Consider the following 26,498-nt stretch of genomic DNA (forward strand, 5'->3'; position numbering starts at 1 on the left):
GCGGGGCGGGGGGCCGCGCCGGGCGCCTGAGGTGTCGTACGACGGATGCCGGGCCGGTGCGGGAGGCGGCGGGGCGATCCCTGCCGTCCGCGCACGTGGCGCGGCCCCGCACGTCGTGGGGATGTGCGGGGCCCGCCTGGCCGGAGCCCGGGGCCGTGGGCCGCCGGGCTCCGGCGTCCGTCAGCTGGTGCGGCGGGTCACGAACTCCGCCAGCGCCAGCAGGCCGTCCGCCTCCTCGGGGTCGGGGATCGCGCAGGCCAGCTCCTGGACCGCCCGGGCCATCCGGTCGGCCGCCTGGCTCTGCGCCCAGTCCCGGCCGCCCGCCCGCTCGACGGCCAGCCCGATGCGCTCCAGGTGGGCCGTGTCGCCCTCGTCGTGCGGCCGGGCGTACAGCCGCGTCAGTTCGGCCGCCTCCGGGGTGCCGGAGGTGAGCGCCGCCACCACGGGCAGGGACTTCTTGCGGACGGCGAGGTCCGCGCCCACCGGTTTCCCGGTGCGGCCGGGGTCGCCCCATATGCCGATGATGTCGTCGATCAGCTGGAAGGCGAGCCCGGCCTCGCGGCCGAACGCGTCCAGCGCCGCGACGTCGGCGGGCGCCGCCCCCGCGTACAGGGCGCCGACCGCGCACGCGCAGCCGAGCAGCGCGCCCGTCTTGGCCTCGGCCATCGCGAGGACCTCGGCCAGCGTGACCGAGGCCGGGTCACGGGACTCCAGGGCGGTGTCCGCCTGCTGCCCGGCGCACAGTTCGATCACGCAGCCGGTGAGCCGGGACGCGGCCGCCGCCGACGCCGGATGCGGGTCCTCGGCCAGCAGCCGCAGGGCCAGCGCCTGCATCGCGTCCCCGGCGAGGATCGCGTCGGGCTCCCCGAACACCGTCCAGGCGGTGGGCCGGTGGCGGCGGGTGGTGTCCCCGTCCATCACGTCGTCGTGCAACAGCGTGAAGTTGTGCACGAGTTCCACCGCGGCGGCGGCCCGCAGCGCCGCCTCGCGGGCCGCCGGACCGCCGAGCGCGTCGGCCGCGGCGAGCACGAGCGCGGGGCGGATCGCCTTGCCCGCCCCGCCCGTCGCGGGCGTGCCGTCCACGTGCTCCCAGCCGAAGTGGTAGCGCGCGACCCGGCGCATGGAGGCGGGCAACCGGTCCAGGGCGGCGAGCAGTTCGGGGTCAACGGCGGCCCGCGTGCGGTGCAGGATCGCCTCCGCCTCCGCCCCATCGGCAGGCGCCGCCTGCGACTGCCCCGGTGGCTGCCCCTGCTGCTGCGACTGCCCCTGCGGCCGCCCCGGTGACTGCCCCTGCGGCTGGACCCGGTCCCGCGGCTGCGGCCGGAGGGCCGGCCGCACCGGTCTCGGTCCCGTGGAGTCCGCCGCGAGGCGTGGCAGCGTCATCGCCAGCGGCCGATCTCTACGTTCTCCAGCACGCCGAGCGCGTCCGGGACCAGGACGGCGGCCGAGAAGTAGGCGGTCACCAGGTACTTGATGACGGCCTGTTCGTTGATGCCCATGAACCGCACGGACAGGCTGGGCTCGATCTCGTCCGGGATGCCGGCCTGCCTGAGCCCGATGACCCCCTGGTCGTCCTCGCCGATGCGCATCGCGATGATCGAGGACGTACGGGCCGGGCTGACCGGGATCTTGTTGCACGGGTAGATCGGCACGCCGCGCCAGGTCGGGATGCGGTTGCCCCCGATGTCGATGGTCTCCGGGACCAGCCCGCGCTTGTTCAGCTCGCGGCCGAACGCGGAGATCGCCCGCGGGTGGGCGAGGAACAGCTTGGTCCCCCGGCGCCTGCTGAGCAGCTCGTCCATGTCGTCGGGGCTGGGCACGCCGTCGTGCGGCTGGAGCCGCTGGTCGTACTCGCAGTTGTGCAGCAGCCCGAAGTCCCGGTTGTTGATCAGCTCGTGTTCCTGGCGTTCCTTGAGCGCCTCGACGGTGAGCCTGATCTGCTGCTCGGTCTGGTTCATCGGCTGGTTGTACAGGTCGGCCACGCGCGAGTGGATGCGCAGCACGGTCTGCGCGATGCTCAGCTCGTACTCGCGGGGCCGGGCGTCGTAGTCGACGAAGGTGTGCGGGATGTCCGGCTCGCCGCTGTGGCCGGCCGCGAGGTCGACCTCCTTCTCGCCGTACTTGTTGGTGCGCTGTTCGGGGATGAGGCGCAGCTGCCGCAGATGGTCACCCAGCGTGTCGGCCCGCTCCGCGACCTGCTCGACGTCCTGGCGGGCCAGCACGAGCGCGGTGACGGTGGTCTGCGCGCGGACGGTGTGCTCCCAGACGGCCTCGGGGTCGAGCAGGGCGGCCTCGCCGAAGTAGGCGCCGTCGGCGAGGACCCCGAGGACCGCGTCGCCGCCGTAGGGGCCGGTGCCGACCTTCTCCACCCGGCCGTGCGCGAGCAGGTACACCGAGTCGGTCGGGGCGCCGGACGGGGCGATGACCTCGCCCGGCGCGAACTCCCGCTGGTGGCAGCGGGCGGCGAGCTCGGTGAGCACCTCCTCGTCCTCGTAGTCCCTGAGCGCCGGCAGTTCGCCCAGCTCGGCGGGGATGACCTCGACGCGGTCGCCGGTCTTCACGAAGGTGATGCGACCGTCGCCGACCGCGTAGGTGAGCCGTCGGTTCACCCGGTACGTGCCGCCCTGCACATTGACCCACGGCAGGGTGCGCAGCAGCCAGCGCGAGCTGATCTCCTGCATCTGGGGTGCCGACTTGGTGGTGGTGGCCAGGTTCCGCGCGGCCGCGGTGCCAAGACTCTGCTGCGGCTTGCCCTGCTCCGCGCGGACCTCTTCGCCTACCGACATGTGGAAATGCCCTCCCGGTGATGCGCGGGCGCCCCGCGGCGCCGTGCGCTGATCTCGCGATCAACCCTTCCTCACGGAGCGTGCTCGTGCCATTACCCGAAAGAGGGGGAATGGATCACGGCCGCACTGGGCATTCCGGCACATCCGGGCGGTCGCGACGGGTGTCCGGATCGGCTCGCACACCGTACGAACGATGTGTCCGGGCACGCACCTTTTCGGTAGAAGCTGCGTCACCGGCGTCATGGACGCCGGGAGGCGGCTTCGCCGGAAGCCGCCGAAAGAGGCGGCCGCGACCTGCGGCCGCTCGTACGGCACGGCACAGCACGAAGGAGGCGGCCATGGCGTCACCCATGTCCGCGGGCACGTTTCTGGACGCTCTGCGAGCGGAGGGTGTCACCGTCGTCGAGGTCGGCGACTGGCGGCACCACAACCGCAACCACAAGGGCCCGTGGGGCCCGGTGCACGGCGTGATGATCCATCACACGGTGACCAGGGGCAGCGCGCTCACGGTCGCGCTCTGCCGCGACGGCCGCCCCGACCTGCCGGGGCCGCTCTGCCACGGCGTGATCACCAAGGACGGCACGGTGCACCTCGTCGGCTACGGCAGGGCCAACCACGCGGGCCTCGGCGACGACGACGTGCTGCGCGCGGTCATCGCGGAGAAGGCCCTCCCGCAGGACAACGAGGCGGACACCGACGGCAACCGGCACTTCTACGGCTTCGAGTGCGAGAACCTCGGCGACGGCCAGGACCCGTGGCCGGTGGCGCAGCTGGAGGCGGTGGAGAAGGTCTCGGCGGCGCTGTGCCGGCACCACGGCTGGACCGAGCGGTCGGTCATCGGGCATCTGGAGTGGCAGCCCGGGAAGGTGGACCCGCGCGGCTTCACGATGACCTGGCTACGGGAACGGATCCGCGACCGGCTGAAGTGAGCCGGGGGCGCCTGGCCCGCCGGAGACACCCGACCCACGGAGGCGCCGAGCCCGCGGGGCGCCGGGTCCACCGGAGGCGGGCGGCCGCGACGCGGCGCGGCCCGGCGGCGACAATGGTCGCGTGACCGGCCCCGACGCCCTCGAAGCAGCCCTGCGGCCCCGCCTGCCCTCGCCCCTGGAGGAGATCGCGGACGGCCGGTTCGCGCGCCACGGCGTCCGGCTGCTGCTCAAGCGGGACGACCTCATCCACCCGGAGCTGGTCGGCAACAAGTGGCGCAAGCTGGCGCCGAACCTCGCGGCGGCGGACGGCCGGCCGCTGGTCACCTTCGGCGGCGCGTACTCCAACCACCTGCGGGCCACGGCCGCCGCGGGCCGCCTGCTCGGCGTCCCGACGATCGGCGTGGTCCGCGGCGAGGAGCTCGCCGGACGCCCGCTCAACCCCTCCCTGGCCCGGTGCGCGGCGGACGGGATGCGGCTGCGTTTCGTGGACCGTACGACGTATCGCCGCAAGGCCGAGCCGGAGGTGCTGCGCGCCGTCCTGCGCGCGGCGGACGCCGAGGAGGCCTACGTCGTCCCCGAGGGCGGCAGCAACGCGCCCGCGGTGCGCGGCTGCCGCGCCCTCGGCGAGGAGCTGCGGGGCCGGGCGGACGTGGTGGGCATCGCGTGCGGCACCGGCGGCACCCTGGCGGGGCTCGCGGCCGGACTGGGCCCGGGGCAGCGGGCGCTCGGCACACCCGTGCTCAGAGGGGGCTTCCTGGGCGACGAGATACGGCGGTTGCAGGACCTCGCGTTCGGGGGCCCGCGCGGCGACTGGTCGCTGGACGAGCGGTTCCACTGCGGCGGGTACGCGCGTACGACGCCCGAACTGGACGCCTTCGCGCAGGATTTCGAGGATCGCCACGGTCTGGCCGTGGAACGTCTCTATGTCGCCAAGTTGCTCTACGGACTCTTCGCGCTCGCCGCGGAGGGGGCGTTCGAGGCGGGCACGTCGGTGGCGGCCGTGATCACGGCCTGAGCCGCGTCGGGCCCGCTCCCCGCGCACACCCCGCTCACGCCGTCTCCCGGTACGCCGCCGCCTCCTCCAGGTCCAGCCTGCGCAGCAGCGTCCGCAGCATCTCGTCGTCGATGTAACGGTGGTCCCGCAGCCGTACGAAGACCGAGCGCTCGGCGCTGATCATCTCCCGGGACAGCCGGCGGTAGGTGTCGTCGGCGGTCTCGCCGCTGACGGGGTTGACCGCGCCGAGCCGCTCCCACACGCCGTTGCGGCGGCGCTCCAGCACGTCGCGCAGGCGGTCGGCGAGCGGCGGTGGCAGGGCGTTGCGCTCGTCGGCGAGCAGGTCGTCGAGCCGCTGCTCGGCGACCCGGGACGCCTGGGCCTGCGCGTTGGCCTCGGCGAGGGTCGCCGCCTGCGGGTCGCGCGCCGGGAAGCGCATGAGGCGGATCACGGCGGGCAGCGTCAGGCCCTGCACCACCAGCGTGCCGATGACCGTGGTGAACGTCAGGAACAGCAGCAGGTTGCGCTGCGGGAAGTCGCCGCCGCCGTGCACGGTGAGCGGGATGGAGAAGGCGATCGCGAGGGAGACCACGCCCCGCATCCCCGCCCAGGACGTGACGACCGGCCCACGCCAGGTCGGGCTCTCCTCGCGTTCGCGGATCCGGGCCGACAGCACGCGGGGCAGGAAAGCGGCGGGGTAGACCCACACGAAGCGCGCCACGACGACCACCAGGAGGACGGCCACCGCGTACCAGGCCGCGTCGACGCCCCGGTACTGCCCGAGGCCCTTGAGGACGACCGGCAGTTGCAGGCCGATCAGCGCGAACACGGCCGACTCCAGCAGGAACGCGACCATCCGCCACACCGCGTCCTCCTGGAGGCGGGTGGCGAAGTCGACCTCCCAGGCGCGGTGTCCGAGGTACACGGCGACGACCACGACCGCGAGCACCCCGGAGGCGTGCACCTGCTCGGCGACGGCGTAGGCGACGAAGGGGATCAGCAGGGAGAGCGTGTTCTGCAGCAGCGCCTCCTTGAGATGGGTGCGCAGCCAGTGGATCGGCGCCATCAGCACCAGGCCGACCACGACACCGCCGACCGCCGCGACCAGGAACTCGCGGACGCCGCCGGACCAGGTCGCGCCCTCGCCGATCGCGGCGGCGAGGGCGACGTTGTAGGCGGTGATCGCGGTGGCGTCGTTGAGCAGCGACTCGCCCTGGAGGATCGTGGTGATCCGGGAGGGCAGCCCCACCCGGCGGGCGATCGCGGCGGCCGCGACCGCGTCGGTGGGCGCGACCACCGCGCCGAAGACCAGCGCGGCGGGCAGCGGCAGGCCGGGCACGATCTCGTAGGCGGCCCAGCCGACCACGAACGTCGCGAACAGCACGTAGCCGACGGACAGCAGGGCCACCGGCCGCATCTGGGCCCGCAGATCGAGGTACGAGCTCTCGGTCCCCTCCTTGTAGAGCAGCGGCGGCAGCACCAGCGGCAGCACGACGTCGGGGTCGAGGGTGTAGTCGGGCACGCCCGGCAGGTACGACACCACGAGACCCACCGTCACCAGCAGCAGCGGCGCCGGCACCGGCGTGCGCCGCGCCGCCGCGGCCACCACGGCACTGCCCGCGACCAGCAGCAGCAGCGGCATCACGTCCATGCTCATCGCCCGCCCTCGTTTTCCGCGCGGTCACCCTCGCGACCGTCGTAATCTGGCAATCATGAAACAGTGCACGCACACCGACGAGCTGCCGCACCCGGAGCCCGAGCCGCTCGACGCGACCTGCCCGGAGTGCCTGCGCGACGGCACCCACCCGGTGCAGCTGCGGAAGTGCCTGACCTGTGGCCACATCGCCTGTTGCGACTCCTCCCCCGGACAGCACGCCAGCGAGCACCACAAGGACTCGGGACATCCCATCATGAGGACGTTCGAGCCGGGCGAGGACTGGCGCTGGTGCTTCGTCGACCACGTACTGGTGGTCTGACCGCGGGCCGCCGGCGGTCCCACCGCAGGTCGAAGGCGCCGGGCGGGACGGTTCGACGGTCGAAGGCGTGGGTACGTCAACCCGGCGCCCGCTCTTCCCATTTGGAGCCGCAGACCCCTAGACACGGAGCGTATCCACAGGTTTACTGTGAGTGACGCCAGGGGTTGGGGTCCCGGGGACAGATGACTTGCGAGCGCGATAGCGTCACCGCTGAACCACACATCGCGTTACCCCGGGGGGCGACCCCCGGCCCCGAAAGAGCTTGTACCACCTTGGAGGTGAGGGTGTCCCAGATCGCAGGCGAGCCCGCGACCCAGGACTTCGTGGAAGTCCGGCTGCCGGCTGCGGGTGCCTACCTGTCGGTGCTGCGTACGGCCACGGCCGGCCTCGCGGCGCGCTTGGACTTCACCCTCGACGAGATCGAGGACCTGCGCATCGCGGTGGACGAGGCGTGCGCGATCCTGCTCCAGCAGGCCGTGCCCGGCTCGGTCCTCAGCTGCGTCTTCCGGCTCGTCGACGACTCGCTGGAGGTCACCGTCTCGGCTCCGACCACGGACGGTCACGCCCCGTCGCGGGACACCTTCGCCTGGACCGTCCTGTCGGCCCTCGCGGGCAAGGTCTCCTCGGCCGTCGACGAGGACAAAACCGTTTCGATCAGCCTCTACAAACAGCGCGGCGCGGGACCCGGGCCGGCGTGAGGAACGGGGACGGGCCGGTGCGGGACGAGGAGCGCGGCACACGGGGGCTTCCGGACGAGGGCGGCGAAGGCCCCGACGGTCCGGCCATGGCCCGGCGCACGGCGGACGGCATCGACGGCATCCCCGAACAGGCCAGGCCGCACCCGGAGGACGACTCCGCGGCGGCCGGCTTCCCGGCCGGCGGGCAGCGGGATGAGGAAGGTGCCGTGCAGGGCGCGCCACCGGCCGGGCGGAGCGGGGCGTCCCCGGTCCGGACGGGGGCGAGGGCTCGGGGAAGGGCTACGGGCGGGACGATGAGCGAGCACGAACGCGACGACAAGCCGGACGCGCAGGGCGCGCCCGGTCTCCAGGCCACGCAGCACGGGCCCCGTGACGACGGGGAGCGGGGCGGGGCACGGGCGATGTTCGTCCAGCTGCGCACGCTGAAGGACGGCAGCCCGGAGTACGCGGAGCTGCGCAACCAGCTGGTCCGGATGCATCTGCCGCTCGTCGAGCACCTCGCGCGCCGCTTCCGCAACCGCGGCGAGCCGCTGGACGACCTCACACAGGTCGCGACCATCGGCCTGATCAAGTCGGTCGACCGCTTCGACCCGGAGCGCGGCGTGGAGTTCTCCACGTACGCCACCCCGACGGTGGTCGGCGAGATCAAGCGGCACTTCCGCGACAAGGGCTGGGCGGTGCGGGTCCCGCGCCGGCTCCAGGAGCTGCGGCTCGCGCTGACCACGGCCACGGCCGAGCTCTCCCAGCAGCACGGCCGCTCCCCCACCGTGCACGAGCTGGCCGAGAAGCTGGCGATCTCGGAGGAGGAGGTCCTGGAGGGCCTGGAGTCGGCCAACGCCTACTCGACGCTGTCCCTGGACGTCCCCGACACCGACGACGAGTCCCCGGCGGTCGCCGACACCCTGGGCGCGGAGGACGAGGCGCTGGAGGGTGTCGAGTACCGCGAGTCGCTCAAGCCGCTCCTGGAGGACCTGCCGCCGCGCGAGAAGCGGATCCTGCTGCTGCGGTTCTTCGGGAACATGACCCAGTCGCAGATCGCGCAGGAGGTCGGCATCTCGCAGATGCACGTCTCGCGCCTGCTGGCCCGCACCCTGGCCCAGCTGCGGGAGAAGCTCCTCGTGGAGGAGTAGGCCCACCGAGAAGTGGTCCCACCGAGAAGTGGTCCCACCGAGGAGTGATCCCACCGAGGAGTGGGCCCGCCCAGGAGCAGGCCCGCCCCTTCGGCAGGCCTAGCCCTTCTTCGTCTCGCCGGCGCGCCCCGGGCCCTTGATGCCGAGGGCCTCGGTCGTCGCCGGGTTCACCAGCAGCACCAGCACGGCCACGGAGACGACCGCGAGGGCGATCCCGACCGGGATCGCCACGCTGTCCGCCTGGAGCAGGTCGTAGGCGACGAACAGACCCATGATCTGGGTGATGACGGCGGGCCCGCGGCTCCAGCTGCGCCGGGCGAGCAGCCCGCGCGCGGCGAGCAGCGGCAGCAGCGCCAGCACGATCAGGGTGACGCCCCCGCTGACGGACCCCTGCTTGTCGCCGGAGTCGCGGGTGAGGCCGAGCACCAGCATCCAGATCCCGCCGGCCGCCAGCGCCAGCCCCTCCACGGCGGCCAGCGCGGCCGCCCAGGTGAGCCGCCGGGGGCGGGGCCCGGCGGTGTCCTCGACACCAGGGGAGGCGTCCTCGCCACGAGGGGCGGCGTCCTCGGTACGGGGGGCGGGGTTCTGCTCGCTGCTCACCCCTGAAGGGTAGGCCCTCGCTCCGGACGCCTCCCCCGCGCCCCGGGCGCCCGTACACTCGGACGAGTGTCCGGGCTCACGCCGTCACCTCTTACCTGATCCACACTTCGGTATGGGCCAGGTACCGCCCAGTAGGTAATCTGCAATCCATGCGTGCTCTTCTCGTGGTCAACCCGGCGGCAACCACCACCAGCGCACGTACGCGCGACGTGCTGATCCACGCTCTCGCGAGCGAGATGAAGCTCGAGGTGGTCGTCACCGAGTACCGGGGGCACGCCCGCGACCTCGGCCGGCAGGCCGCGGAGAGCGAGGACGTCGACCTGGTCGTGGCGCTCGGCGGCGACGGCACCGTCAACGAGGTGGTCAACGGCCTGCTGCACGCCGGGCCCGACCCCGACCGACTGCCCGGCCTCGCCGTGGTCCCCGGCGGTTCGACCAATGTCTTCGCCCGCGCGCTGGGCCTGCCCAACGATCCCGTCGAGGCGACCGGCGCACTGCTGGACGCCCTGCGCGAGAGCAGCGAGCGGACCGTCGGCCTCGGCATGGCCGCCGGCACCCCGGGCACCGAGGACGAGGCGGTGCCCGCGCGCTGGTTCACCTTCAACGCGGGGCTCGGCTTCGACGCGGGGGTGGTCGGACGGGTGGAGCAGCACCGGGAGCGCGGCAGGAAGTCCACACACGCGCTCTACGTCCGCCAGGCCATGCGCCAGTTCTTCGGCGAGGCCCACCGCCGGCACGGCACGATCACCCTGGAGCGGCCCGGCGCGGAGCCGGTGACCGATCTGGTCGCATCCATAGTCTGCAACACGCGTCCGTGGACCTATCTGGGCAATCGCCCGGTGTACGCGTCGCCTAAGGCCTCGTTCGATACGGGGCTCGACGTACTCGGTCTCGGCCGTCTGTCCACGCCCGCCGTCGCCCGGTATGTGGGGCAGTTGCTCCTTTCGTCCCCCGAGCGGGGCCCCCATGGGAAGCACGCGGTCTCACTGCACGACCTGGACCGCTTCACCTTGCATTCGAAGGTGCCCCTGCCGCTTCAGATGGACGGTGACCACCTCGGGCTGCGCACGAGCGTGACGTTCACAGGCGTACGCCGTGCACTGCGTGTGATTGTGTGAGTGGAAGCGGCCAAAGTCCTTTCACTCGAACGTTTAGGCCAGGGTCCACCCCATGGAAGTACGGCTGTGACCTAGTCGACACCGAGGAATCAAAAAAAACTTTCCGGAAGGGGTTGTATCCGCCGCTGAGGTTTGCGAGTCTCTACGTGGCGATCGGGACGGACCGCAACACTGGCCTCCGCTGATCACCAGAACCCCTCTTCGACACACAGGACCCACCGCCGGGAAACCTGGCGCTAGGCCCTTCACTCGTCGAGGGATTCGTGAAAGCGTTCACATTCACAAGCAACCCGCACGTAATACCAAGGAGAGGTAGCAGCCATGGACTGGCGTCACAACGCCGTTTGCCGCGAGGAAGACCCCGAGCTCTTCTTCCCCATCGGCAACACCGGTCCTGCGCTGCTGCAGATCGAGGAAGCCAAGGCCGTCTGCCGTCGCTGCCCCGTCATGGAGCAGTGCCTGCAGTGGGCGCTCGAGTCCGGCCAGGACTCCGGCGTCTGGGGTGGTCTCAGCGAGGACGAGCGCCGTGCGATGAAGCGCCGCGCCGCCCGCAACCGGGCCCGTCAGGCATCCGCCTGACACACCCACCCCTGCTGACAGCCTGAGCTTGGCGGCGCGTACAGCGAGTACGCATCTCCCGCCCCCGAGCCGCAGCGCGCAGTACCCCCGATGCGCTTAGTAACGAGCAGCAACGAGCACTCAGCCTCGGACCACACGACGGTCCGGGGCTTTTTGCTGCGCCGGGGCTCCCACCGCCCCGGCGCGGCGCGCTTTTCCGACTACTTGTTCGCCCGCACCGGCACGTCCAGGATCACCCGGGTGCCCCGCTCCGGCGCCGGCACCATGTCGAAGGTGCCGCCGAGTTCGCCCTCCACCAGCGTCCGCACGATCTGGAGGCCGAGGTTGCCGGAGGTCGCCGGGTCGAAGCCCGCGGGCAGGCCGACGCCGTCGTCCTGGACGGTGACGAGCAGCCGGGCCTCCTTGCTGGTGCCGCCGCGGACGGCGGAGACCTCGACCGTGCCGGTGTCGCCCTCGCGGAAGCCGTGCTCCAGCGCGTTCTGGAGAATCTCGGTCAGCACCATCGACAGGGGCGTCGCGACCTCGGCGTCGAGTATCCCGAAGCGGCCGCTGCGACGGCCGGTCACCTTGCCCGGGGAGATCTCGGCGACCATCGCGAGGACCCGGTCGGCGATCTCGTCGAACTCCACCCGCTCGTCCAGGTTCTGAGACAGCGTCTCGTGGACGATGGCGATCGAGCCCACCCGGCGCACCGCCTCCTCGAGCGCCTCACGGCCACGCTCGGAGTCGATCCGGCGGGCCTGGAGGCGCAACAGGGCGGCGACCGTCTGGAGGTTGTTCTTGACCCGGTGGTGGATCTCCCGGATGGTCGCGTCCTTGGTGATCAACTCGCGCTCGCGGCGGCGCAGTTCGGTGACGTCGCGGACCATCACCAGGGAACCGATCCGGGTTCCCTTGGGCTTGAGCGGAATGGCCCGGAACTGGATGACGCCGTCCTTGGCCTCGATCTCGAACTCGCGCGGCGCCCAGCCGCTGGCGAGCTTGGACAGCGCCTCGTCCACCGGCCCCCGGGTGGGGGCGAGTTCGGCGGTGGTCCGGCCGAGGTCCTGGCCGACGAGGTCGGCGGCGAGACCCATCCGGTGGTAGGCGGACAGCGCGTTCGGGGAGGCGTACTGGACGATGCCGTCGGCGTCGAGGCGGATCAGGCCGTCACCGACGCGCGGCGAGGCGTCCATGTCGACCTGCTGCTCGGGGAAGGGGAAGGAGCCGGCCGCGATCATCTGCGCGAGGTCGGAGGCGCTCTGGAGGTAGGTCAGCTCCAGCCGGCTCGGGGTGCGCACGGTCAGCAGATTGGTGTTGCGAGCGATCACTCCGAGGACCCGGCCCTCGCGGCGCACCGGGATCGACTCGACCCGCACGGGCACCTCCTCGCGCCACTCCGGGTCGCCCTCGCGCACGATCCGCCCCTCGTCGAGCGCGGCGTCCAGCAGGGGCCGGCGGCCGCGCGGGACGAGATGGCCCACCATGTCGTCGTGGTACGAGGTGGGGCCGGTGTTGGGGCGCATCTGGGCCACGGAGACGTAGCGGGTGCCGTCCTCGGTGGGGACCCACAGGACCAGGTCGGCGAAGGAGAGGTCGGAGAGCAGCTGCCACTCCGAGACCAGCAGATGCAGCCACTCGAGGTCGGAGTCGTCGAGCGCGGTGTGCTGGCGGACCAGTTCGTTCATGGAGGGCACGTCTGTGAGCGTACCCGGCGGTCTGTCCACGTCCGAAAACGATCGTCCGTCACGGCCCCTACGGCGTGTACGCCCCCGGCCGTCCGATGTGTACGGCTCCCGCCGCCCGGCGTGTACGACTCCTGAAGACACCCGCGGGCCGCGGCGCCTGGGAGGGACCCTCAACCCTCCCGGCACCGCAGCCCGGAGCAATATCGGCCGTAGGGGTGTGCGGTCCCAGTCGGCCGAGGTCGAGGAGCCGGGGCAGTCAGGGCAGAGAGCCTCGGATCCTCGGTCCGTCCTCCTGTGCGGGGAAGACGGATGCCTGTGCGTTCTCGTGCGAACCAGCGTGCACTTACCCCGATTCTGGACTAGACCACTACGCCTGTCCATCTGCCGGAGTGTGCCGGTTCCCGTTATTTCTTCGACGCGCATCGTGCCGACACGCGGCGTTCTCGTGGAAAGGGTAGCCCGAGCCGGTCGGGAGCGGGGGTGGATGGACGGGGCAATTTCCGTCTGTCCGGTGCGGCGGCCGTCGTCGGCCGGCCCGGCCGGAACCCCGCCACAAGGGCCTCGGCACGGGGTCGCGGATCTGCGCGACAGGGCCCGTTTCTGTTAGATTGAGACCCCGATTGGTCTAAACCACATAGCCCTCCGGGGCGTCCCGAGTCCTCAAAGCGAAACGGCAGGCCAGCGTGGAAGTTGTCATCGTTCCGGACGCCAGGGCGGGCGGCGAGCTCATCGCCGAGGCCATGGCGCAGTTGCTGCGGCGCAAGCCCGACGCCGTGCTCGGCGTGGCCACCGGCTCCACCCCGTTGCCGGTCTACCAGGCGCTGACGGCCAAGGTGCGGGCCGGTGCGGTGGACACCTCGCACGCCCGGATCGCCCAGCTCGACGAGTACGTGGGGCTGCCGGCCGACCATCCGGAGTCGTACCGCTCGGTGCTGCGCCGGGAGGTCCTGGAGCCGCTCGGGATCGGCATGGACGCCTTCATGGGCCCGGACGGCACGGCCGAGGACGTACTGGCCGCGTGCGCCGCGTACGACAGGACGCTGGCCGGGGCGGGCGGCGTCGACCTCCAGCTGCTGGGGATCGGCACCGACGGGCACATCGGGTTCAACGAACCGTGCTCCTCGCTCGCCTCGCGCACCCGCATCAAGACGCTCACCGAGCAGACGCGGGTCGACAACGCGCGCTTCTTCGACGGCGACATCGAGCAGGTCCCGCACCACGTGATCACGCAGGGCATCGGGACGATCCTGGAGGCGCGCCACCTGGTGCTGCTGGCGACCGGCGAGGGCAAGGCGGACGCGGTCGCGGCGAGCGTCGAGGGCCCCGTCGCCGCGGTGTGCCCCGCCTCGGCGCTGCAGCTGCACCCGCACGCGACGGTGGTGGTCGACGAGGCCGCCGCGTCCAAGCTGAAGCTCGCGGACTACTTCCGCCACACCTACGCGAACAAGCCGGAGTGGCAGGGCATCTGAGCCCACCGCACGCCGGCGGTCGTACGACGACGAAGGCGCCGGCCGCCCCGAGGGGTGGCCGGCGCCTTCGTCGTACCGCCCGGCGGACGGGAGGTGCCGGGCGGGCGCTACTCCCCCGCGGCGGCCTCCCCCGCGATGACCTCGGCGGCCGCCCGCCCGCACACCCGGGCCGCGCCGTGGGTGGCGATGTGCAGGGCGCCGCGGGGCGCCGCCTGGGGGATGCCCATCTCGACCACGACCGTGTCGGGGCGGGCCGCCAGCAGGGTGTCGAGGGCCTCGGCCATCCACGGGTGGCGGTGCTCGTCGCGGACCACGGCGACCACGCGCCGGCCGTCGGCCGCCGCGAGGGCGTCACGGCCCGCCTCCGGGCCGGTGAAGTTGCCGGTGCCGGTGCCGGGCAGCAGCCGGGCCAGTTCGGCGGCCGGACCCCAGGGGGTCTCGTCACCGACGGCGATGTTGGCGACCGGGGTGAACGCGGCGACGTAGGGCGCCTCGGTGAGCGGGGCGAAGGCTCCGGAGCCCTCGCCCCGCGTGACCGTCAGCGCGCGGCGGGCCGCGGTCAGGCCCACGTCCGGGCCGCCGGTGCCCGCGGGTGCGCCCGCCGCGCCCGCGGCGGCGGTCCAGCGGGCCAGCCGCCGCACCCGTTCGGCCGCCTCGGCGAGCCGTTCCTCGGAGAGTTCGCCGACCTTCACGGCGGTCACCAGGGCGTCCCGCAGGCGCCGTACCGTCTCGTCGTCGGCGAGGCCGCCGCCCACGCAGATCGCGTCGGCGCCCGCGGCGATCGCGAGGACGCTGCCGCGCTCGATGCCGTAGGTGCCGGCGATGGCCTGCATCTCCATGCCGTCGGTGACGATCAGGCCGTCGTAGCCGAGCCGGCCGCGCAGCAGATCGGTGAGGATCGGGCGGGAGAGGGTCGCGGGGCGGTGCGGGTCGAGCGCCGGCACCAGGATGTGCGCGCTCATCACGGCACGGGTGCCCGCGTCGATCGCCGCGCGGAAGGGCACCAGTTCGCGGGCGTCCAGCAGGTCGGCGTCCGCGTCGATGCGGGGCAGCGCGTGGTGGGAGTCGACGGCGGTGTCGCCGTGGCCGGGGAAGTGCTTGGTGCAGGCGGCCACGCCGGCCGCCTGGAGGCCGGTGACGTAGGCCGCGGTGTGCCGGGCGACCAGCTCGGTGTCGGCGCCGAAGGAGCGCACGCCGATCACCGGGTTGCCCGGGTTGGAGTTGACGTCGGCCGACGGGGCCCAGTTGAGGTTGACCCCGCACTCGGCGAGGCGGCGGCCCAGCTCGAAGGCGACCTCCCGGGTCAGCTCGACGTCGTCCACCGCGCCGAGGGCGTGGTTGCCGGGGAAGGAGGAGCCGGTGTGCACCTCCAGGCGGGTCACGTCGCCGCCCTCCTCGTCGACGGCGACCAGGACGTCGTCGCGTTCGGTACGCAACTGGGCGGTCAGTGCCGCCAGTTGGTCCGGGGAGGCGATGTTGCGGCCGAACAGGCCGACGGAGGCGAGGCCCTCACCGAGCCGGCGCAGCAGCCAGTCCGGCGCGGTGGTGCCGGTGAAGCCGGGCTGCAGGACGGTGAGCGCGTCCCGCGTCAGGGTGTCGGTGCCACGGGCGAAAGTCGTCATCGGGGGAACGTCATCCCTTCACGGCGCCCGCGGTCAGGCCCGCGGCCATCTTGCGCTGGACGAGGAGGAAGAGGACCACGATCGGCACGGCCATCATCGTGGCGCCGGCCATCATCGGGGCGTACTCGGTGCCGTGCTTGGTGGTGAAGTTGCCGAGCCAGACGGTCGCGGTCTGGTGCTCCTGGCTGAGCAGCATCAGGGCGTAGAGGTACTCGTTCCACGCCTGGATGAAGCCGTACACCGAGGTGGCGACCATCCCCGGGGCGAGCAGGGGGAAGACGACGCGCAGGAACGCGCCGGTGCGGGAGCAGCCGTCGACCATGGCGGCCTCCTCCAGCTCCTTCGGAATGTTGACGATGAAACCGCGCAGCGTCCAGACCGTGAAGGGGAGGATGAACGTCAGGTACGTCAGGATCAGGCCGGTCAGCTTGTCGTACTGGTGCAGATCGTTCAGGAGCAGGAAGACCGGGATGATCATCGCGACGAGCGGCACCATCTGCACCGCCAGGATGCCCACGATGACGATCTTGCGGCCGCGGAAGGCGAACCGGGAGATGGCGAGGGCGGCGAGGGTGCCGACGACGATGCCGATCAGCACGACCGCCACCGACACGATCAGGCTGCGCCCGACCGGGCCCCAGAAGTCGGCGATGTCGAGGGCGCGCCGGAAGTTGTCGAGCGTGATGCCGGTCGGCAGCAGGCTCGGGTTCGGGTCGATCGCGTCCTTGGCCGGCTTGAAGGCCGTGTCGAGCATCCAGTAGAGCGGGAAGCCCGCGATGACGAAGACGAGGAGGCCGAGGATGTTCCAGCCGAACCTGGACTTCCTGGGCGCCCGGGTGTCGACGGCGCTCATTCGACTTCTCCGATCTTCAGCATCTGGCGCATGTAGACGGCGACGACGCCGAGCAGCAGCAGCACGGTGATGAGGGCGATGGCCGAGCCCTGCGCGTAGTCGTTGACGACGAACGCGCGGTCGTACGAGTAGGTGTTGAGCAGCTGGAACTCCGGCTCGGGGTGGCCGCCGCGCATCACGAAGACCTGCGGGAAGACGCCCATGTCCCAGATCACCGAGAGGGTCGTGAGCATCACGACGATCGGCTTGAGGATCGGCAGGGTGACGTAACGGAAGACGCCCCAGGCGCCCGCGCCGTCGAGGCGGGCCGCCTCCTCCAGCTCCTTGGGCACCTGGGTGAGGCCCGCGGAGAGGGTGATGACGACGAACGGCACCGCGCCCCAGACCACCAGGAGCATGATCACCGCGAGGCCCTCGGGCCCGCTCGCGAACCAGTTGTGGCCGATCATGTCGACCCCGGGCAGCCTGCTGAGCAGGGCGTTGAAGACGCCGTAGTCGGAGTCGAAGAGCCACTTGAAGACGGTGGTGGCCACGATGACGGGCATGCCCCAGCTGGCGATCAGCACGATGTTGATCAGGGTCTTCACCCAGCCGGAGACCTTCTGGAGCAGCAGCGCGATCGCCATGCCGACGACCATGGTGAACACCACGCAGCCGACGGCGAAGACGATGGTCCGCACGACCACGGACCAGAACTCGCTGTCGCTGAGCACGGTCTTGAAGTTGTCGAAGCCCGCCCACTCGGCCGGCTTGAAGCCCCACAGCTGCGGCTGGCCGAAGGTCTGGAACGACAGGGTGACCAGCCGGACCAGCGGGTAGCCCATGACGGCCACGAGGACCAGCAGGCAGGGCGCGAGCAGCAGCCAGGGGACCGCGGCCCCGTTCGCCGTCCGTGGTCTGCGGGACGCGTGGGGGGCGGCCGGTGGCGGCGCCTGCCGCGGCGGCGGCACCTTGGCGGGGGTGGTCGTGTCTGCGGCACTCATCGCGCGCTCCTCAGCGGTCCCTCAGGGTCGTACGAAGGCGGAACCCCGCGCGGCCCGGACGGGGACGGGCGTGGGGCCCGTCCCCTGAGCGGGCCGTGCGAGAAGCAGGGCCCTGCCGCCGTCGGCAGAGCCCTGCGTCAGGTCACTTGGTGTTGATGACCTTGTTGATCGCGGCGTCCGCTTCCTTCGCGGCGTCCTCGACCGACTTCTTGCCGGTGCCGATGTTCTGCAGCATGGTCTGCAGGATCTGGGCCTTCTCGACCTTGCCCCAGCCCGGCGCCATCGGGACGAACCAGCTCGACTCGGCGGCGGTGGCCGGGACGGCGGTCGCCGGGTCGCTCTTGAGCGACGCGAGGTCCGTCTTGTTGTTGGGCAGGTTGCCCTTGGCCATCAGGCCCTTCTGGCCGGAGGTGCCGGTGAACGCGTTGATCCACTCGGCGGCGACGCCCTGCGCCTTGGAGCGGGCCGGGATCGCGAGGTCGCTGCCGCCGAGGAAGACCGGCATGTTGTTGCCGGACGGGCCGGGCATCACGAAGTTCTCGAGGTTGTCCTTGAGCTTGCCGGTCTTGTCGTTCTTCGGGTCGGCGGCGGTGGCGCCCTCCCAGGCCGCGGCGAAGATCATCGACGACTTGCCCTGGCCGTACACGATGTAGCGGTCGGACTCGTCCTTGGTCTTGTCACCGTGCATGTACTTGTCGATGACGTTCTTCCACTCGGTGAGCCCCTTGACGGACTCGGCCGAGGACAGGCTCGACTGCCACTGGCCGCCGCTCTCCTTGGCGATGGCGCCGCCGGCGTCGTAGACGTAGGACATCGCGGCGTACCAGTCACGGGTGGGCTGGTACCAGGCGCTGAACTTGTCGCCCTCCTTCTTCTGGACCTTGTCCAGGTCGGAGAGGAGCTCGTCGTACGTCTTCGGGGTGCTCTTGACGCCGACGGAGGCGAGGACGTCCTTGCGCCAGTTGCCCACGCGGCCACCCGCGTAGTACGGCACGCCGTAGGTCTTGCCCTCGTACGTCACCGACTCCTTGAGGCCGTCGAGCCAGGAGGAGGAGTTGTCGAACTTGGACGGGTCGATCTGGGCGAAGGCGCCGTTGACCTCGTAGCTGAGCATCTCGGTGTTGCCCATCTCGACCACGTCGGGTGCCTTGTCCGTGGCGAGAACCGCGTCGAGCTTGGTGTTCTTGTCGGGCCAGCCGTAGTACTCGTGCTTGATCTTGATGCCCGGGTGCTTCTTCTCGATGGCGGTGTCCGCGGCCTTGACCAGGTTCGGCCAGTTGTTCTGCGCGTCGACGGTGAGCCACACGGTGAGCGACTTGGGGTCCGAGCTACCCTTGCTGTCGGACTTGCTGTCGTTCCCGCACGCCGCGACCGAGACCATCATGCCCGCGATACCGATCGCGGCTATCAGCTTGCGCTTCACGCCACCCTCCTCAGGGATGCCACAATCCCCCCTGCCTCCCCGCGTGAGCGTTCGGCCGGGACCTGGACCAATGGTGTAGACCAGTACCCGGAGCTTGGCCCAGACCAATAGGGCTGTCAAGGGTGTTCAGTTGGGCTGAAGACGTCCGTTACGCGACCGCGATATGCAGGGACCTTTCATTGCGCAAGCGGCAGATCGGGCGGCCCGGCCCGGCCTCCGATGGACTAGACCAACACACGTCCCAGGGGTATACGTAGGGGATCACGGAGCGTGCGGGGACCGCCCTGCCGCGGGCCGTGCCACGATGTGAGCCGTGGCCGACGGGCTTGTCGGCCGCATCGGCACCCGGAGCCGGAAGGCGGAGCATGAGCACCGAGGTCAGCAGTGCGGAGAACGAGGGTGGGACGACCGTCCGCACCGCGCGTGTGCCCAAGTACTACCGCTTGAAGAAGCACCTGCTCGAAATGACGGAGACGCAGTCCCCGGGCACGCCCGTCCCGCCCGAGCGCACGCTGGCCGCCGAGTTCGACACCTCGCGCACGACCGTGCGCCAGGCCCTCCAGGAGCTGGTCGTCGAGGGCCGGCTCGAACGGATCCAGGGCAAGGGCACCTTCGTCGCCAAGCCCAAGGTCTCCCAGGCGCTCCAACTCACGTCCTACACCGAGGACATGCGCGCCCAGGGCCTCGAACCCACCTCCCAGCTGCTGGACATCGGCTACATCACCGCCGACGACCGGCTCGCCGGACTGCTCGACATAACGGCGGGCGGACGGGTGCTGCGGATCGAGCGGCTGCGCATGGCCAACGCGGAGCCCATGGCGATCGAGACCACCCACCTGTCCGCCAAGCGCTTCCCCGCGCTGCGCCGTTCGCTGGTGAAGTACACCTCCCTCTACACGGCCCTGGCCGAGGTCTACGACGTCCATCTCGCCGAGGCCGAGGAGACCATCGAGACCTCGCTGGCCACCCCGCGCGAGGCCGGGCTGCTCGGCACCGACGTGGGCCTGCCGATGCTGATGCTCTCCCGTCACTCGCTGGACCGCGACGGGCAGCCGGTGGAGTGGGTGCGCTCGGTCTACCGGGGCGACCGCTACAAGTTCGTGGCGCGCCTGAAGCGGCCGCAGGACTGAGCCGAAGGAAGCGTTTTCGTCCCGACTGCGAACGCGGTCTTCCACTCGACGGAGACCGTCCCCTACATTGCCTGCGCATGACATAGGTGATCAACGAGGGACGGAGTCGGGTCATGTCCGATACGCCTGAAGTGAGAGAGCCAGAACCGGTGGTGACGCCGGTCCGTGTGGTCATCGCGCTCTGCCTGGTCGCGCCGTTCGTGGCGTTGCTGTGGGTCGACTCGTACGCCCGGACCGACCCCACGTTCATCGGGATGCCGTTCTTCTACTGGTACCAGATGCTCTGGGTGCTGCTGTCGACCGGACTCACCGTGCTCGCCTACCGGCTGTGGCAGTACGACCGCCGCACGCGCACCGTCCGGGACGGGGGTGGGGCGCGGTGAAGACCGGTGTCAACGGCGTCGCGCTCGGCGTCTTCGTCTTCTTCTTCCTCGCCGTCACCGTGCTGGGCTTCTGGGCCGCCCGGTGGCGCAAGGCCGAGACCGAGCACACCCTCGACGAATGGGGCCTGGGCGGACGGTCGTTCGGGACCTGGGTCACCTGGTTCCTGCTCGGCGGCGACCTCTACACGGCGTACACCTTCGTCGCCGTGCCGGCGGCGATCTACGCGGCGGGCGCGGCGGGCTTCTTCGCCGTGCCGTACACGATCCTCGTGTATCCGCTGATCTTCCTCTTCCTGCCACGGCTGTGGTCGGTGTCGCACCGGCACGGCTACGTCACCACGTCGGACTTCGTCCGCGGCCGCTACGGCTCCAAGGGCCTGTCGCTGGTGGTGGCGCTGACCGGCATCCTCGCGACGATGCCGTACATCGCGCTCCAGCTCGTCGGCATCCAGGCGGTCCTCGACGTGATGGGCGTGGGCGGCGGCGCGCACGCCAACGGGTTCGTGAAGGACCTGCCGCTGCTGATCGCGTTCGCCGTGCTGGCCGCGTACACCTACTCCTCCGGGCTGCGCGCGCCCGCGCTGATCGCGTTCGTGAAGGACGCGCTGATCTACATCGTGATAGCGGTCGCGATCATCTACATCCCGATCAAGCTCGGCGGTTTCGACGACATCTTCGCCAAGGCGAGCGCCAAGTTCACGGCGGCGGGCGCGGGCGGCCTGGTGCCGGCCCCGGCGGGCCAGTGGACGTACGCCACCCTGGCGCTGGGTTCGGCGCTGGCCCTGTTCATGTATCCGCACTCGATCACCGCGACGCTCTCCTCCCGCAGCCGGGACGTGATCCGCCGCAACACCACGATCCTGCCGCTGTACTCGCTGATGCTCGGGCTGCTGGCGCTGCTCGGGTTCATGGCCATCGCGGCGGGCGTGAAGGTCACCAACGGGCAGCTGGCGATCCCGCAGCTCTTCGAGGACATGTTCCCCGACTGGTTCGCGGGCGTGGCCTTCGCGGCGATCGGCATCGGCGCGCTGGTCCCGGCGGCGATCATGTCCATCGCGGCGGCGAACCTGTTCACCCGCAACATCTACAAGGACTTCATCAAGCCGGACGCGACACCCGCGCAGGAGACCAAGGTCTCCAAGATCGTCTCCCTGGTGGTGAAGGCGGGCGCGCTGGTCTTCGTGCTGACCATGGACAGGACCGTGGCCATCAACTACCAGCTGCTGGGCGGGATCTGGATCCTCCAGACCTTCCCGGCCCTGGTCGGCGGGCTGTTCACCCGGTGGTTCCACCGCTGGGCGCTGATCGCGGGCTGGGCGGTCGGCATGGCCTACGGCACGGTCGCGGCGTACGGCGTCGCCTCGCCCACGCAGGCGCACTTCGGCGGCTCGTCGAAGGAGATCCCCGGCATCGGGGAGATCGGCTACATCGGTCTGACGGCCTTCGTGCTGAACGTGGTGGTCGCGGTGGCCGCCACCTTCGTGCTGCGGGCGGTGGGCGCCCCCGACGGCACCGACGAGACGCGCCCGGCCGACTACACGGCGGACGCGGGCGACCCGGACGTGGAGGTGGAGCTGCCGCCGGCCACGGCGCAGAGCGCGCCGTAGGGACACCGCTCACGGGTTCGGCAGCGGGCCGCCGGGAGGAACCGGCGGCCCGTTGTCGTGCCCACGGAAGGTCGGGCGGCTCCCCGTACGCATCGGGCGGCCCGTTGTCGTGCCCCTGCGGCACACTCGACCGCATGGACATCGTGATCAGGCGGGCGGTGCCCGGCGAGTACGAGACGCTCGGGGAGATCACCGCGCAGGCGTATCTCGGCGACGGGCTGCTGGACTTCGGGGCGGCCGACTCCTACCTCGGCGAGCTGCGGGACGTGGCGGGGCGCGCCGCCGCGTCCGACGTGCTGGTCGCGGTCGCGGACGGGGTGGTGCTCGGCGGGGTGACCTTCGTGCCGGCCGGCGGCCCGATGGCCGACATCGCGGGCGCCGGGGAGGCCGAGATACGGATGCTGGCGGTGGCCCGGGAGGCGCGCGGCCGGGGCGCGGGCGAGGCGCTGGTGCGGGCCTGCGTGGAGCGGGCGCGGGCCGTCGAGGGCTGCGTGCGCGTCGTGCTGTCGACCCAGCGCGCCATGCGCTCCGCCCACCGGATCTACGAACGCGCGGGCTTCGTCCGCACCCCGGAGCGGGACTGGAACCCCCTGCCGGAGCTCGACGACATCACTCTCCTCACCTACGAGTTGACGCTCTGACACGGCCGCGACACAACATCTAGGGGTGGCGCGCGCGGGCGGCACAAGATGTATGCTCATGCTCGCTGTCGTCGCAGGGGAATCCGGTGCGAATCCGGAACTGTCCCGCAACGGTGTACCCCAGCGTGTTCGCGCACGTATGGGGCGTCAGTCCGAGGACCTGCCGACAGCACGCCCGGCCGAACCGGTCCGGGCGGACGACGTCCGGGCCTCGTGGAGTGGGCCGGTGGACGCGACGCCGTGCGCGCTCGTGTGCTGCCCCCTGCCCTCCGCCAGGCCCCGTGCCGAGCGAGGGAGTGCCCCACGTGACCATCGCGCCAGCCGACCCGGCTTCAGCCACCGCGGCGACCGAGGCGGCCCCGGTGGAGACCGACGGTCCCGGTGCCGCGCTGCTGCGGACCCTGACCGAGCTGACCGCCGACCTGCCCGCCACCGACCCCGGCCGGGTGGCCGCCGCCGCGCTGCGCGGCCGGTCGGCCCGCGCGGACGAGGCGGAGCTGCGGGAGCTGGCCACGGAGGCGGCCGCGGGCCTGATCTCCGAGGACCCCGCGTACTCCCGGCTCGCGGCCAGGCTGCTGGCCGTCTCCATCCGCGCCGAGGCGGCCTCGCAGGGCGTGACGACGTTCACCGGGTCGGTGGCCGTGGGCCATCGCGAGGGCCTCGTCGCCGACCGCACCGCCGACTTCGTGGCGACCCACGCGGCCCGCCTGGACGCGCTGGTCGACCCCGCGGGCGACGACCGCTTCGGCTACTTCGGGCTGCGCACCCTGCACAGCCGCTACCTGCTGCGCCACCCGCACACCCGCAAGGTCGTCGAGACCCCCCAGCACTTCCTGCTGCGGGTCGCGAGCGGCCTGGCCGAGGACGACACGGCGCGCGCGGTGGACGAAGTCGCCTCGCTGTACCGGCTGATGAGCCGCCTCGACTACCTGCCGTCCTCCCCCACGCTCTTCAACTCCGGTACGCGCCACCCCCAGATGTCGTCCTGCTACCTGCTCGACTCCCCGCAGGACGAGCTGGACTCCATCTACGACCGCTACCACCAGGTCGCCCGCCTCTCCAAGCACGCCGGCGGCATCGGTCTGTCGTACTCCCGCATCCGCGCCCGGGGTTCGCTGATCCGCGGCACCAACGGGCACTCCAACGGCATCGTCCCGTTCCTGAAGACGCTGGACGCCTCGGTCGCCGCGGTGAACCAGGGCGGCCGGCGCAAGGGCGCCGCCGCGGTCTACCTGGAGACCTGGCACGCGGACATCGAGGAGTTCCTCGAACTGCGCGACAACACCGGCGAGGACGCCCGCCGCACGCACAACCTGAACCTCGCGCACTGGATCCCCGACGAGTTCATGCGCCGCGTCGACACCGACGGGCCGTGGTCGCTGTTCTCGCCGTCCGACGTGCCCGAGCTGGTCGACCTGTGGGGCGAGGAGTTCGACGCCGCCTACCGCAGGGCCGAGGCGGCGGGCCTGGCGAAGAAGTCGATGCCCGCGCGCGAGCTGTACGGCCGGATGATGCGCACCCTCGCGCAGACCGGCAACGGCTGGATGACCTTCAAGGACGCCGCCAACCGCACCGCCAACCAGACGGCGCTGCCCGGCCATGTCGTGCACTCCTCCAACCTGTGCACGGAGATCCTGGAGGTCACCGACGACGGGGAGACGGCGGTCTGCAACCTCGGCTCGGTCAACCTGGGCGCCTTCGTCGACACGGCCTCCGGCGACATCGACTGGGAGCGGCTCGACGCGACCGTGCGCACCGCGGTCACCTTCCTGGACCGGGTCGTCGACATCAACTTCTACCCGACCGAGCAGGCGGGCCGCTCCAACGCCCGCTGGCGCCCGGTCGGCCTCGGTGCCATGGGCCTCCAGGACGTGTTCTTCAAGTTGCGGCTGCCGTTCGACTCGCCCGAGGCGCGCGCCCTGTCGACGCGGATCGCCGAGCGGATCATGCTCGCCGCGTACGAGGCCTCCGCCGACCTCGCCGAGCGGAACGGCCCGCTTCCCGCCTGGGAGAACACCCGCACCGCGCGCGGTGTGCTCCACCCCGACCACTACGGCGTCGAGTTCACCTGGCCGGAGCGCTGGGCGGCACTGCGGGAGCGGATCGCGCGGACCGGGATGCGCAACTCGCTGCTGCTGGCCATCGCGCCCACCGCGACCATCGCCTCCATCGTCGGCGCGTACGAGTGCATCGAGCCGCAGGTCTCCAACCTGTTCAAGCGCGAGACGCTGTCGGGCGAGTTCCTCCAGGTCAACTCCTACCTGGTGGACGACCTGAAGCGGCTCGGCGTGTGGGACGCGCGCACCCGTGAGGCGCTGCGCGACTCCAGCGGCTCGGTGCAGGACTTCGCGTGGATCCCCGAGGACGTGCGCCGGCTGTACCGGACCGCGTGGGAGATCCCGCAGCGCGGTCTGATCGACATGGCCGCCGCCCGCACCCCGTACCTGGACCAGGCGCAGTCGCTGAACCTGTTCCTGGAGACGCCGACCATCGGCAAGCTCTCCTCGATGTACGCGTACGCCTGGAAGCAGGGCCTGAAGACGACGTACTACCTGCGCTCCCGCCCGGCGACCCGCATCGCCCGCGCCGCGCAGGCGCAGCAGACCGCCCCCGTCCGGCGGACCGTCCCCGTCCAGCAGGCCGCCGACCCCGACGCGGTCGCCTGCTCCCTTGAGAACCCCGAGTCCTGCGAGGCCTGCCAGTGAGCACCCCCCGTAACACCAACCTGCTCGACCCGGGCTTCGAGCTGACCCTGCGCCCCATGCGCTACCCGGACTTCTACGAGCGCTACCGGGACGCGATCAAGAACACGTGGACGGTCGAGGAGGTCGACCTCCACTCCGACGTCGCCGACCTCGCGAAGCTCAGCGCCGGCGAGCAGCATCTGATCGGCCGGCTGGTGGCGTTCTTCGCGACCGGCGACTCGATCGTCGCGAACAACCTGGTGCTGACGCTGTACAAGCACATCAACTCCCCCGAGGCGCGGCTGTACCTGTCGCGCCAGCTGTTCGAGGAGGCCGTGCACGTCCAGTTCTATCTGACCCTGCTGGACACCTATCTGCCCGACCCGGAGGACCGCACGGCCGCGTTCGCGGCGGTGGAGAGCATCCCCTCGATCCGCGAGAAGGCCGCGTTCTGCTTCCGCTGGATGGACTCGGTGGAGAAGCTGGACCGCCTGGAGACCAAGGCGGACCGCCGGCGCTTCCTGCTCAACCTCATCTGCTTCGCCGCGTGCATCGAGGGCCTGTTCTTCTACGGCGCCTTCGCGTACGTCTACTGGTTCCGCAGCCGGGGCCTGCTGCACGGCCTCGCCACCGGCACCAACTGGGTGTTCCGCGACGAGACCATGCACATGAGCTTCGCCTTCGAGGTGGTGGACACCGTCCGCAAGGAGGAGCCCGACCTCTTCGACGACGAGCTGGGCCGGCAGGTCACCGACATGCTCGAGGAGGCCGTCGAGGCCGAGCTCCAGTTCGCGCGCGACCTGTGCGGTGACGGCCTGCCCGGCATGAACACCGACTCCATGCGGCAGTACCTGGAGTGCGTCGCCGACCAGCGGCTGGCCCGCCTCGGCTTCGCCCCGGTGTACGGCTCGGAGAACCCGTTCTCCTTCATGGAGCTCCAGGGCGTTCAGGAGCTGACCAACTTCTTCGAGCGGCGCCCGTCGGCGTACCAGGTGGCGGTCGAGGGCACGGTCGACCTGGACGAGGACTTCTGAGCCGTCTCGGGCAGCGCCTGCCGCAGCCTGCGGTCGATCCGGCGCTCGCGCAGCAACCACGCGAGCGCCGGACCGGCGACGACGGCGAGGACGACCAGGACGGCGGCGTATCCGGTGAATGCGTTCATGCTGTAACTGTCGTCCTCGGCGGACACTCCTGACAGTGGCAGGACTGCCGTAGACCCTCGAATT

Annotated in this window: 24 protein-coding genes and 1 riboswitch; of the genes, 14 read left to right on the forward strand and 10 right to left on the reverse strand. The window is 71.4% G+C overall.

The window, feature by feature from the left end:
• Positions 1–180: 180 nt before the first annotated feature.
• Together WN71_RS14975 and WN71_RS14980 are read right to left on the reverse strand one after the other, a co-directional pair.
• Entirely contained in the window at positions 181–1,383 is a 1,203-nt protein-coding gene (locus WN71_RS14975; protein WP_046586615.1) for a family 2 encapsulin nanocompartment cargo protein polyprenyl transferase, read from the reverse strand.
• Positions 1,380–2,786 carry a family 2B encapsulin nanocompartment shell protein gene (locus WN71_RS14980; protein WP_046586617.1) on the reverse strand — a complete coding sequence of 469 codons (1,407 nt, stop codon included), beginning with the start codon at positions 2,784–2,786 and terminating at the stop codon, positions 1,380–1,382. Before WN71_RS14980 ends, WN71_RS14975 begins: the two co-directional genes overlap by 4 nt.
• A 338-nt stretch (positions 2,787–3,124) precedes the next feature.
• On the opposite strand from WN71_RS14980, the gene WN71_RS14985 reads away from it, so the two are divergent.
• Together WN71_RS14985 and WN71_RS14990 are read left to right on the forward strand one after the other, a co-directional pair.
• Positions 3,125–3,715, forward strand: coding sequence for an N-acetylmuramoyl-L-alanine amidase (locus WN71_RS14985; RefSeq protein WP_046586619.1), 591 nt, complete (start codon positions 3,125–3,127; stop codon positions 3,713–3,715).
• A gap of 121 nt (positions 3,716–3,836) precedes the next feature.
• Positions 3,837–4,730 (forward strand): 1-aminocyclopropane-1-carboxylate deaminase/D-cysteine desulfhydrase, encoded by an 894-nt coding sequence (locus tag WN71_RS14990; RefSeq protein ID WP_046586620.1) that lies wholly within the window; start codon positions 3,837–3,839, stop codon positions 4,728–4,730.
• Between the two features lie 34 nt (positions 4,731–4,764).
• Here the strand turns inward: WN71_RS14990 and WN71_RS14995 are convergent, their stop codons facing one another.
• Complete coding sequence (locus WN71_RS14995) at positions 4,765–6,360, reverse strand: Na+/H+ antiporter (RefSeq protein ID WP_046586693.1); 1,596 nt, start codon at positions 6,358–6,360, stop codon at positions 4,765–4,767.
• 61 nt (positions 6,361–6,421) lie between these two features.
• Here WN71_RS14995 and WN71_RS15000 point away from each other — a divergent pair, with 61 nt between their 5' ends.
• From WN71_RS15000 to WN71_RS15010, 3 genes are all read left to right on the forward strand, one after another.
• A complete protein-coding gene (locus WN71_RS15000) occupies positions 6,422–6,685 on the forward strand; it encodes a UBP-type zinc finger domain-containing protein (RefSeq protein ID WP_046586622.1) in 264 nt (87 codons plus the stop codon).
• 284 nt (positions 6,686–6,969) lie between these two features.
• Entirely contained in the window at positions 6,970–7,383 is a 414-nt protein-coding gene (locus WN71_RS15005; protein ID WP_004925829.1) for an ATP-binding protein, read from the forward strand.
• Positions 7,380–8,513, forward strand: a complete 1,134-nt coding sequence (locus WN71_RS15010; protein WP_079177871.1) for an RNA polymerase sigma factor SigF — start codon at positions 7,380–7,382, stop codon at positions 8,511–8,513. Before WN71_RS15005 ends, WN71_RS15010 begins: the two co-directional genes overlap by 4 nt.
• Before the next feature lie 99 nt (positions 8,514–8,612).
• Here WN71_RS15010 and WN71_RS15015 read toward each other — a convergent pair whose 3' ends face one another.
• Positions 8,613–9,113, reverse strand: a complete 501-nt coding sequence (locus tag WN71_RS15015; RefSeq protein ID WP_046586626.1) for a hypothetical protein — start codon at positions 9,111–9,113, stop codon at positions 8,613–8,615.
• Positions 9,114–9,262: 149 nt separating this feature from the next.
• On the opposite strand from WN71_RS15015, the gene WN71_RS15020 reads away from it, so the two are divergent.
• Both WN71_RS15020 and WN71_RS15025 read left to right on the forward strand, forming a co-directional pair.
• Positions 9,263–10,231 carry a diacylglycerol/lipid kinase family protein gene (locus WN71_RS15020; protein ID WP_046586628.1) on the forward strand — a complete coding sequence of 323 codons (969 nt, stop codon included), beginning with the start codon at positions 9,263–9,265 and terminating at the stop codon, positions 10,229–10,231.
• A gap of 321 nt (positions 10,232–10,552) precedes the next feature.
• The gene (locus tag WN71_RS15025) at positions 10,553–10,810 is read left to right on the forward strand and encodes a WhiB family transcriptional regulator (protein ID WP_016639615.1); all 258 of its coding nucleotides are present in this window, start codon (positions 10,553–10,555) and stop codon (positions 10,808–10,810) included.
• 200 nt (positions 10,811–11,010) lie between these two features.
• Here WN71_RS15025 and WN71_RS15030 read toward each other — a convergent pair whose 3' ends face one another.
• Positions 11,011–12,477 carry a sensor histidine kinase gene (locus WN71_RS15030; RefSeq protein ID WP_046586632.1) on the reverse strand — a complete coding sequence of 489 codons (1,467 nt, stop codon included), beginning with the start codon at positions 12,475–12,477 and terminating at the stop codon, positions 11,011–11,013.
• Between the two features lie 683 nt (positions 12,478–13,160).
• Between WN71_RS15030 and nagB the strand changes: the two genes are divergently transcribed.
• A complete protein-coding gene (gene nagB / locus WN71_RS15035) occupies positions 13,161–13,946 on the forward strand; it encodes a glucosamine-6-phosphate deaminase (protein WP_046586634.1) in 786 nt (261 codons plus the stop codon).
• Between the two features lie 107 nt (positions 13,947–14,053).
• Here nagB and WN71_RS15040 read toward each other — a convergent pair whose 3' ends face one another.
• The 4 genes from WN71_RS15040 to WN71_RS15055 all read right to left on the reverse strand — a co-directional run bounded on the left by WN71_RS15040 (position 14,054) and on the right by WN71_RS15055 (position 18,827).
• The gene (locus WN71_RS15040) at positions 14,054–15,568 is read right to left on the reverse strand and encodes a glycoside hydrolase family 3 protein (protein WP_046586637.1); all 1,515 of its coding nucleotides are present in this window, start codon (positions 15,566–15,568) and stop codon (positions 14,054–14,056) included.
• Positions 15,569–15,578: 10 nt separating this feature from the next.
• Positions 15,579–16,421 carry a carbohydrate ABC transporter permease gene (locus tag WN71_RS15045; RefSeq protein WP_046586642.1) on the reverse strand — a complete coding sequence of 281 codons (843 nt, stop codon included), beginning with the start codon at positions 16,419–16,421 and terminating at the stop codon, positions 15,579–15,581.
• Positions 16,418–17,404, reverse strand: coding sequence for a carbohydrate ABC transporter permease (locus WN71_RS15050; protein WP_046586644.1), 987 nt, complete (start codon positions 17,402–17,404; stop codon positions 16,418–16,420). Before WN71_RS15050 ends, WN71_RS15045 begins: the two co-directional genes overlap by 4 nt.
• Positions 17,405–17,546: 142 nt before the next feature.
• On the reverse strand, positions 17,547–18,827 hold the full coding sequence (locus WN71_RS15055) for an extracellular solute-binding protein (RefSeq protein WP_046586647.1): 1,281 nt from the start codon (positions 18,825–18,827) through the stop codon (positions 17,547–17,549).
• 365 nt (positions 18,828–19,192) lie between these two features.
• Between WN71_RS15055 and WN71_RS15060 the strand changes: the two genes are divergently transcribed.
• The 6 genes from WN71_RS15060 to WN71_RS15085 all read left to right on the forward strand — a co-directional run bounded on the left by WN71_RS15060 (position 19,193) and on the right by WN71_RS15085 (position 26,306).
• The gene (locus tag WN71_RS15060; protein WP_046586649.1) at positions 19,193–19,957 is read left to right on the forward strand and encodes a GntR family transcriptional regulator; all 765 of its coding nucleotides are present in this window, start codon (positions 19,193–19,195) and stop codon (positions 19,955–19,957) included.
• A gap of 113 nt (positions 19,958–20,070) precedes the next feature.
• Positions 20,071–20,340: a DUF3311 domain-containing protein gene (locus WN71_RS15065; protein ID WP_079177873.1), complete on the forward strand. Its 270-nt coding sequence runs from the start codon at positions 20,071–20,073 to the stop codon at positions 20,338–20,340.
• The gene (gene mctP, locus WN71_RS15070; protein ID WP_046586651.1) at positions 20,337–21,947 is read left to right on the forward strand and encodes a monocarboxylate uptake permease MctP; all 1,611 of its coding nucleotides are present in this window, start codon (positions 20,337–20,339) and stop codon (positions 21,945–21,947) included. Before WN71_RS15065 ends, mctP begins: the two co-directional genes overlap by 4 nt.
• 134 nt (positions 21,948–22,081) lie before the next feature.
• Positions 22,082–22,588 (forward strand): GNAT family N-acetyltransferase, encoded by a 507-nt coding sequence (locus WN71_RS15075; protein ID WP_046586652.1) that lies wholly within the window; start codon positions 22,082–22,084, stop codon positions 22,586–22,588.
• Positions 22,589–22,610: 22 nt separating this feature from the next.
• Positions 22,611–22,770: riboswitch (cobalamin riboswitch) on the forward strand.
• Positions 22,771–22,893: 123 nt separating this feature from the next.
• Positions 22,894–25,293, forward strand: coding sequence for a ribonucleoside-diphosphate reductase subunit alpha (locus WN71_RS15080; protein WP_046586653.1), 2,400 nt, complete (start codon positions 22,894–22,896; stop codon positions 25,291–25,293).
• 56 nt (positions 25,294–25,349) lie between these two features.
• Positions 25,350–26,306, forward strand: coding sequence for a ribonucleotide-diphosphate reductase subunit beta (locus WN71_RS15085; protein WP_240529666.1), 957 nt, complete (start codon positions 25,350–25,352; stop codon positions 26,304–26,306).
• On the opposite strand, the gene WN71_RS39815 is transcribed toward WN71_RS15085, so the two are convergent.
• Positions 26,219–26,434 carry a hypothetical protein gene (locus tag WN71_RS39815; protein WP_079177874.1) on the reverse strand — a complete coding sequence of 72 codons (216 nt, stop codon included), beginning with the start codon at positions 26,432–26,434 and terminating at the stop codon, positions 26,219–26,221. The genes WN71_RS15085 and WN71_RS39815 overlap by 88 nt on opposite strands.
• Between the last annotated feature and the right edge of the window lie 64 nt (positions 26,435–26,498).

This window comes from Streptomyces mangrovisoli (assembly GCF_000974985.2).
Taxonomy (GTDB): Bacteria; Actinomycetota; Actinomycetes; order Streptomycetales; family Streptomycetaceae; genus Streptomyces; species Streptomyces mangrovisoli.

Bases quoted from the DNA above. Each gene is read 5' to 3' on its own strand.
- WN71_RS15085 (WP_240529666.1), top strand. From the start codon at position 25,350: ATGCGCTACCCGGACTTCTACGAGCGCTACCGGGACGCGATCAAGAAC.
- WN71_RS15000 (WP_046586622.1), top strand. From the start codon at position 6,422: ATGAAACAGTGCACGCACACCGACGAGCTGCCGCACCCGGAGCCCGAG.
- WN71_RS15060 (WP_046586649.1), top strand. From the start codon at position 19,193: ATGAGCACCGAGGTCAGCAGTGCGGAGAACGAGGGTGGGACGACCGTC.
- WN71_RS14980 (WP_046586617.1), bottom strand. From the start codon at position 2,786: ATGTCGGTAGGCGAAGAGGTCCGCGCGGAGCAGGGCAAGCCGCAGCAG.
- WN71_RS15065 (WP_079177873.1), top strand. From the start codon at position 20,071: ATGTCCGATACGCCTGAAGTGAGAGAGCCAGAACCGGTGGTGACGCCG.
- WN71_RS15045 (WP_046586642.1), bottom strand. From the start codon at position 16,421: ATGAGCGCCGTCGACACCCGGGCGCCCAGGAAGTCCAGGTTCGGCTGG.
- WN71_RS15075 (WP_046586652.1), top strand. From the start codon at position 22,082: ATGGACATCGTGATCAGGCGGGCGGTGCCCGGCGAGTACGAGACGCTC.
- WN71_RS14995 (WP_046586693.1), bottom strand. From the start codon at position 6,360: ATGGACGTGATGCCGCTGCTGCTGCTGGTCGCGGGCAGTGCCGTGGTG.
- WN71_RS39815 (WP_079177874.1), bottom strand. From the start codon at position 26,434: ATGAACGCATTCACCGGATACGCCGCCGTCCTGGTCGTCCTCGCCGTC.
- WN71_RS15050 (WP_046586644.1), bottom strand. From the start codon at position 17,404: ATGAGTGCCGCAGACACGACCACCCCCGCCAAGGTGCCGCCGCCGCGG.
- WN71_RS14975 (WP_046586615.1), bottom strand. From the start codon at position 1,383: ATGACGCTGCCACGCCTCGCGGCGGACTCCACGGGACCGAGACCGGTG.
- WN71_RS15025 (WP_016639615.1), top strand. From the start codon at position 10,553: ATGGACTGGCGTCACAACGCCGTTTGCCGCGAGGAAGACCCCGAGCTC.
- WN71_RS15040 (WP_046586637.1), bottom strand. From the start codon at position 15,568: ATGACGACTTTCGCCCGTGGCACCGACACCCTGACGCGGGACGCGCTC.
- WN71_RS15030 (WP_046586632.1), bottom strand. From the start codon at position 12,477: ATGAACGAACTGGTCCGCCAGCACACCGCGCTCGACGACTCCGACCTC.
- WN71_RS14985 (WP_046586619.1), top strand. From the start codon at position 3,125: ATGGCGTCACCCATGTCCGCGGGCACGTTTCTGGACGCTCTGCGAGCG.
- WN71_RS15020 (WP_046586628.1), top strand. From the start codon at position 9,263: ATGCGTGCTCTTCTCGTGGTCAACCCGGCGGCAACCACCACCAGCGCA.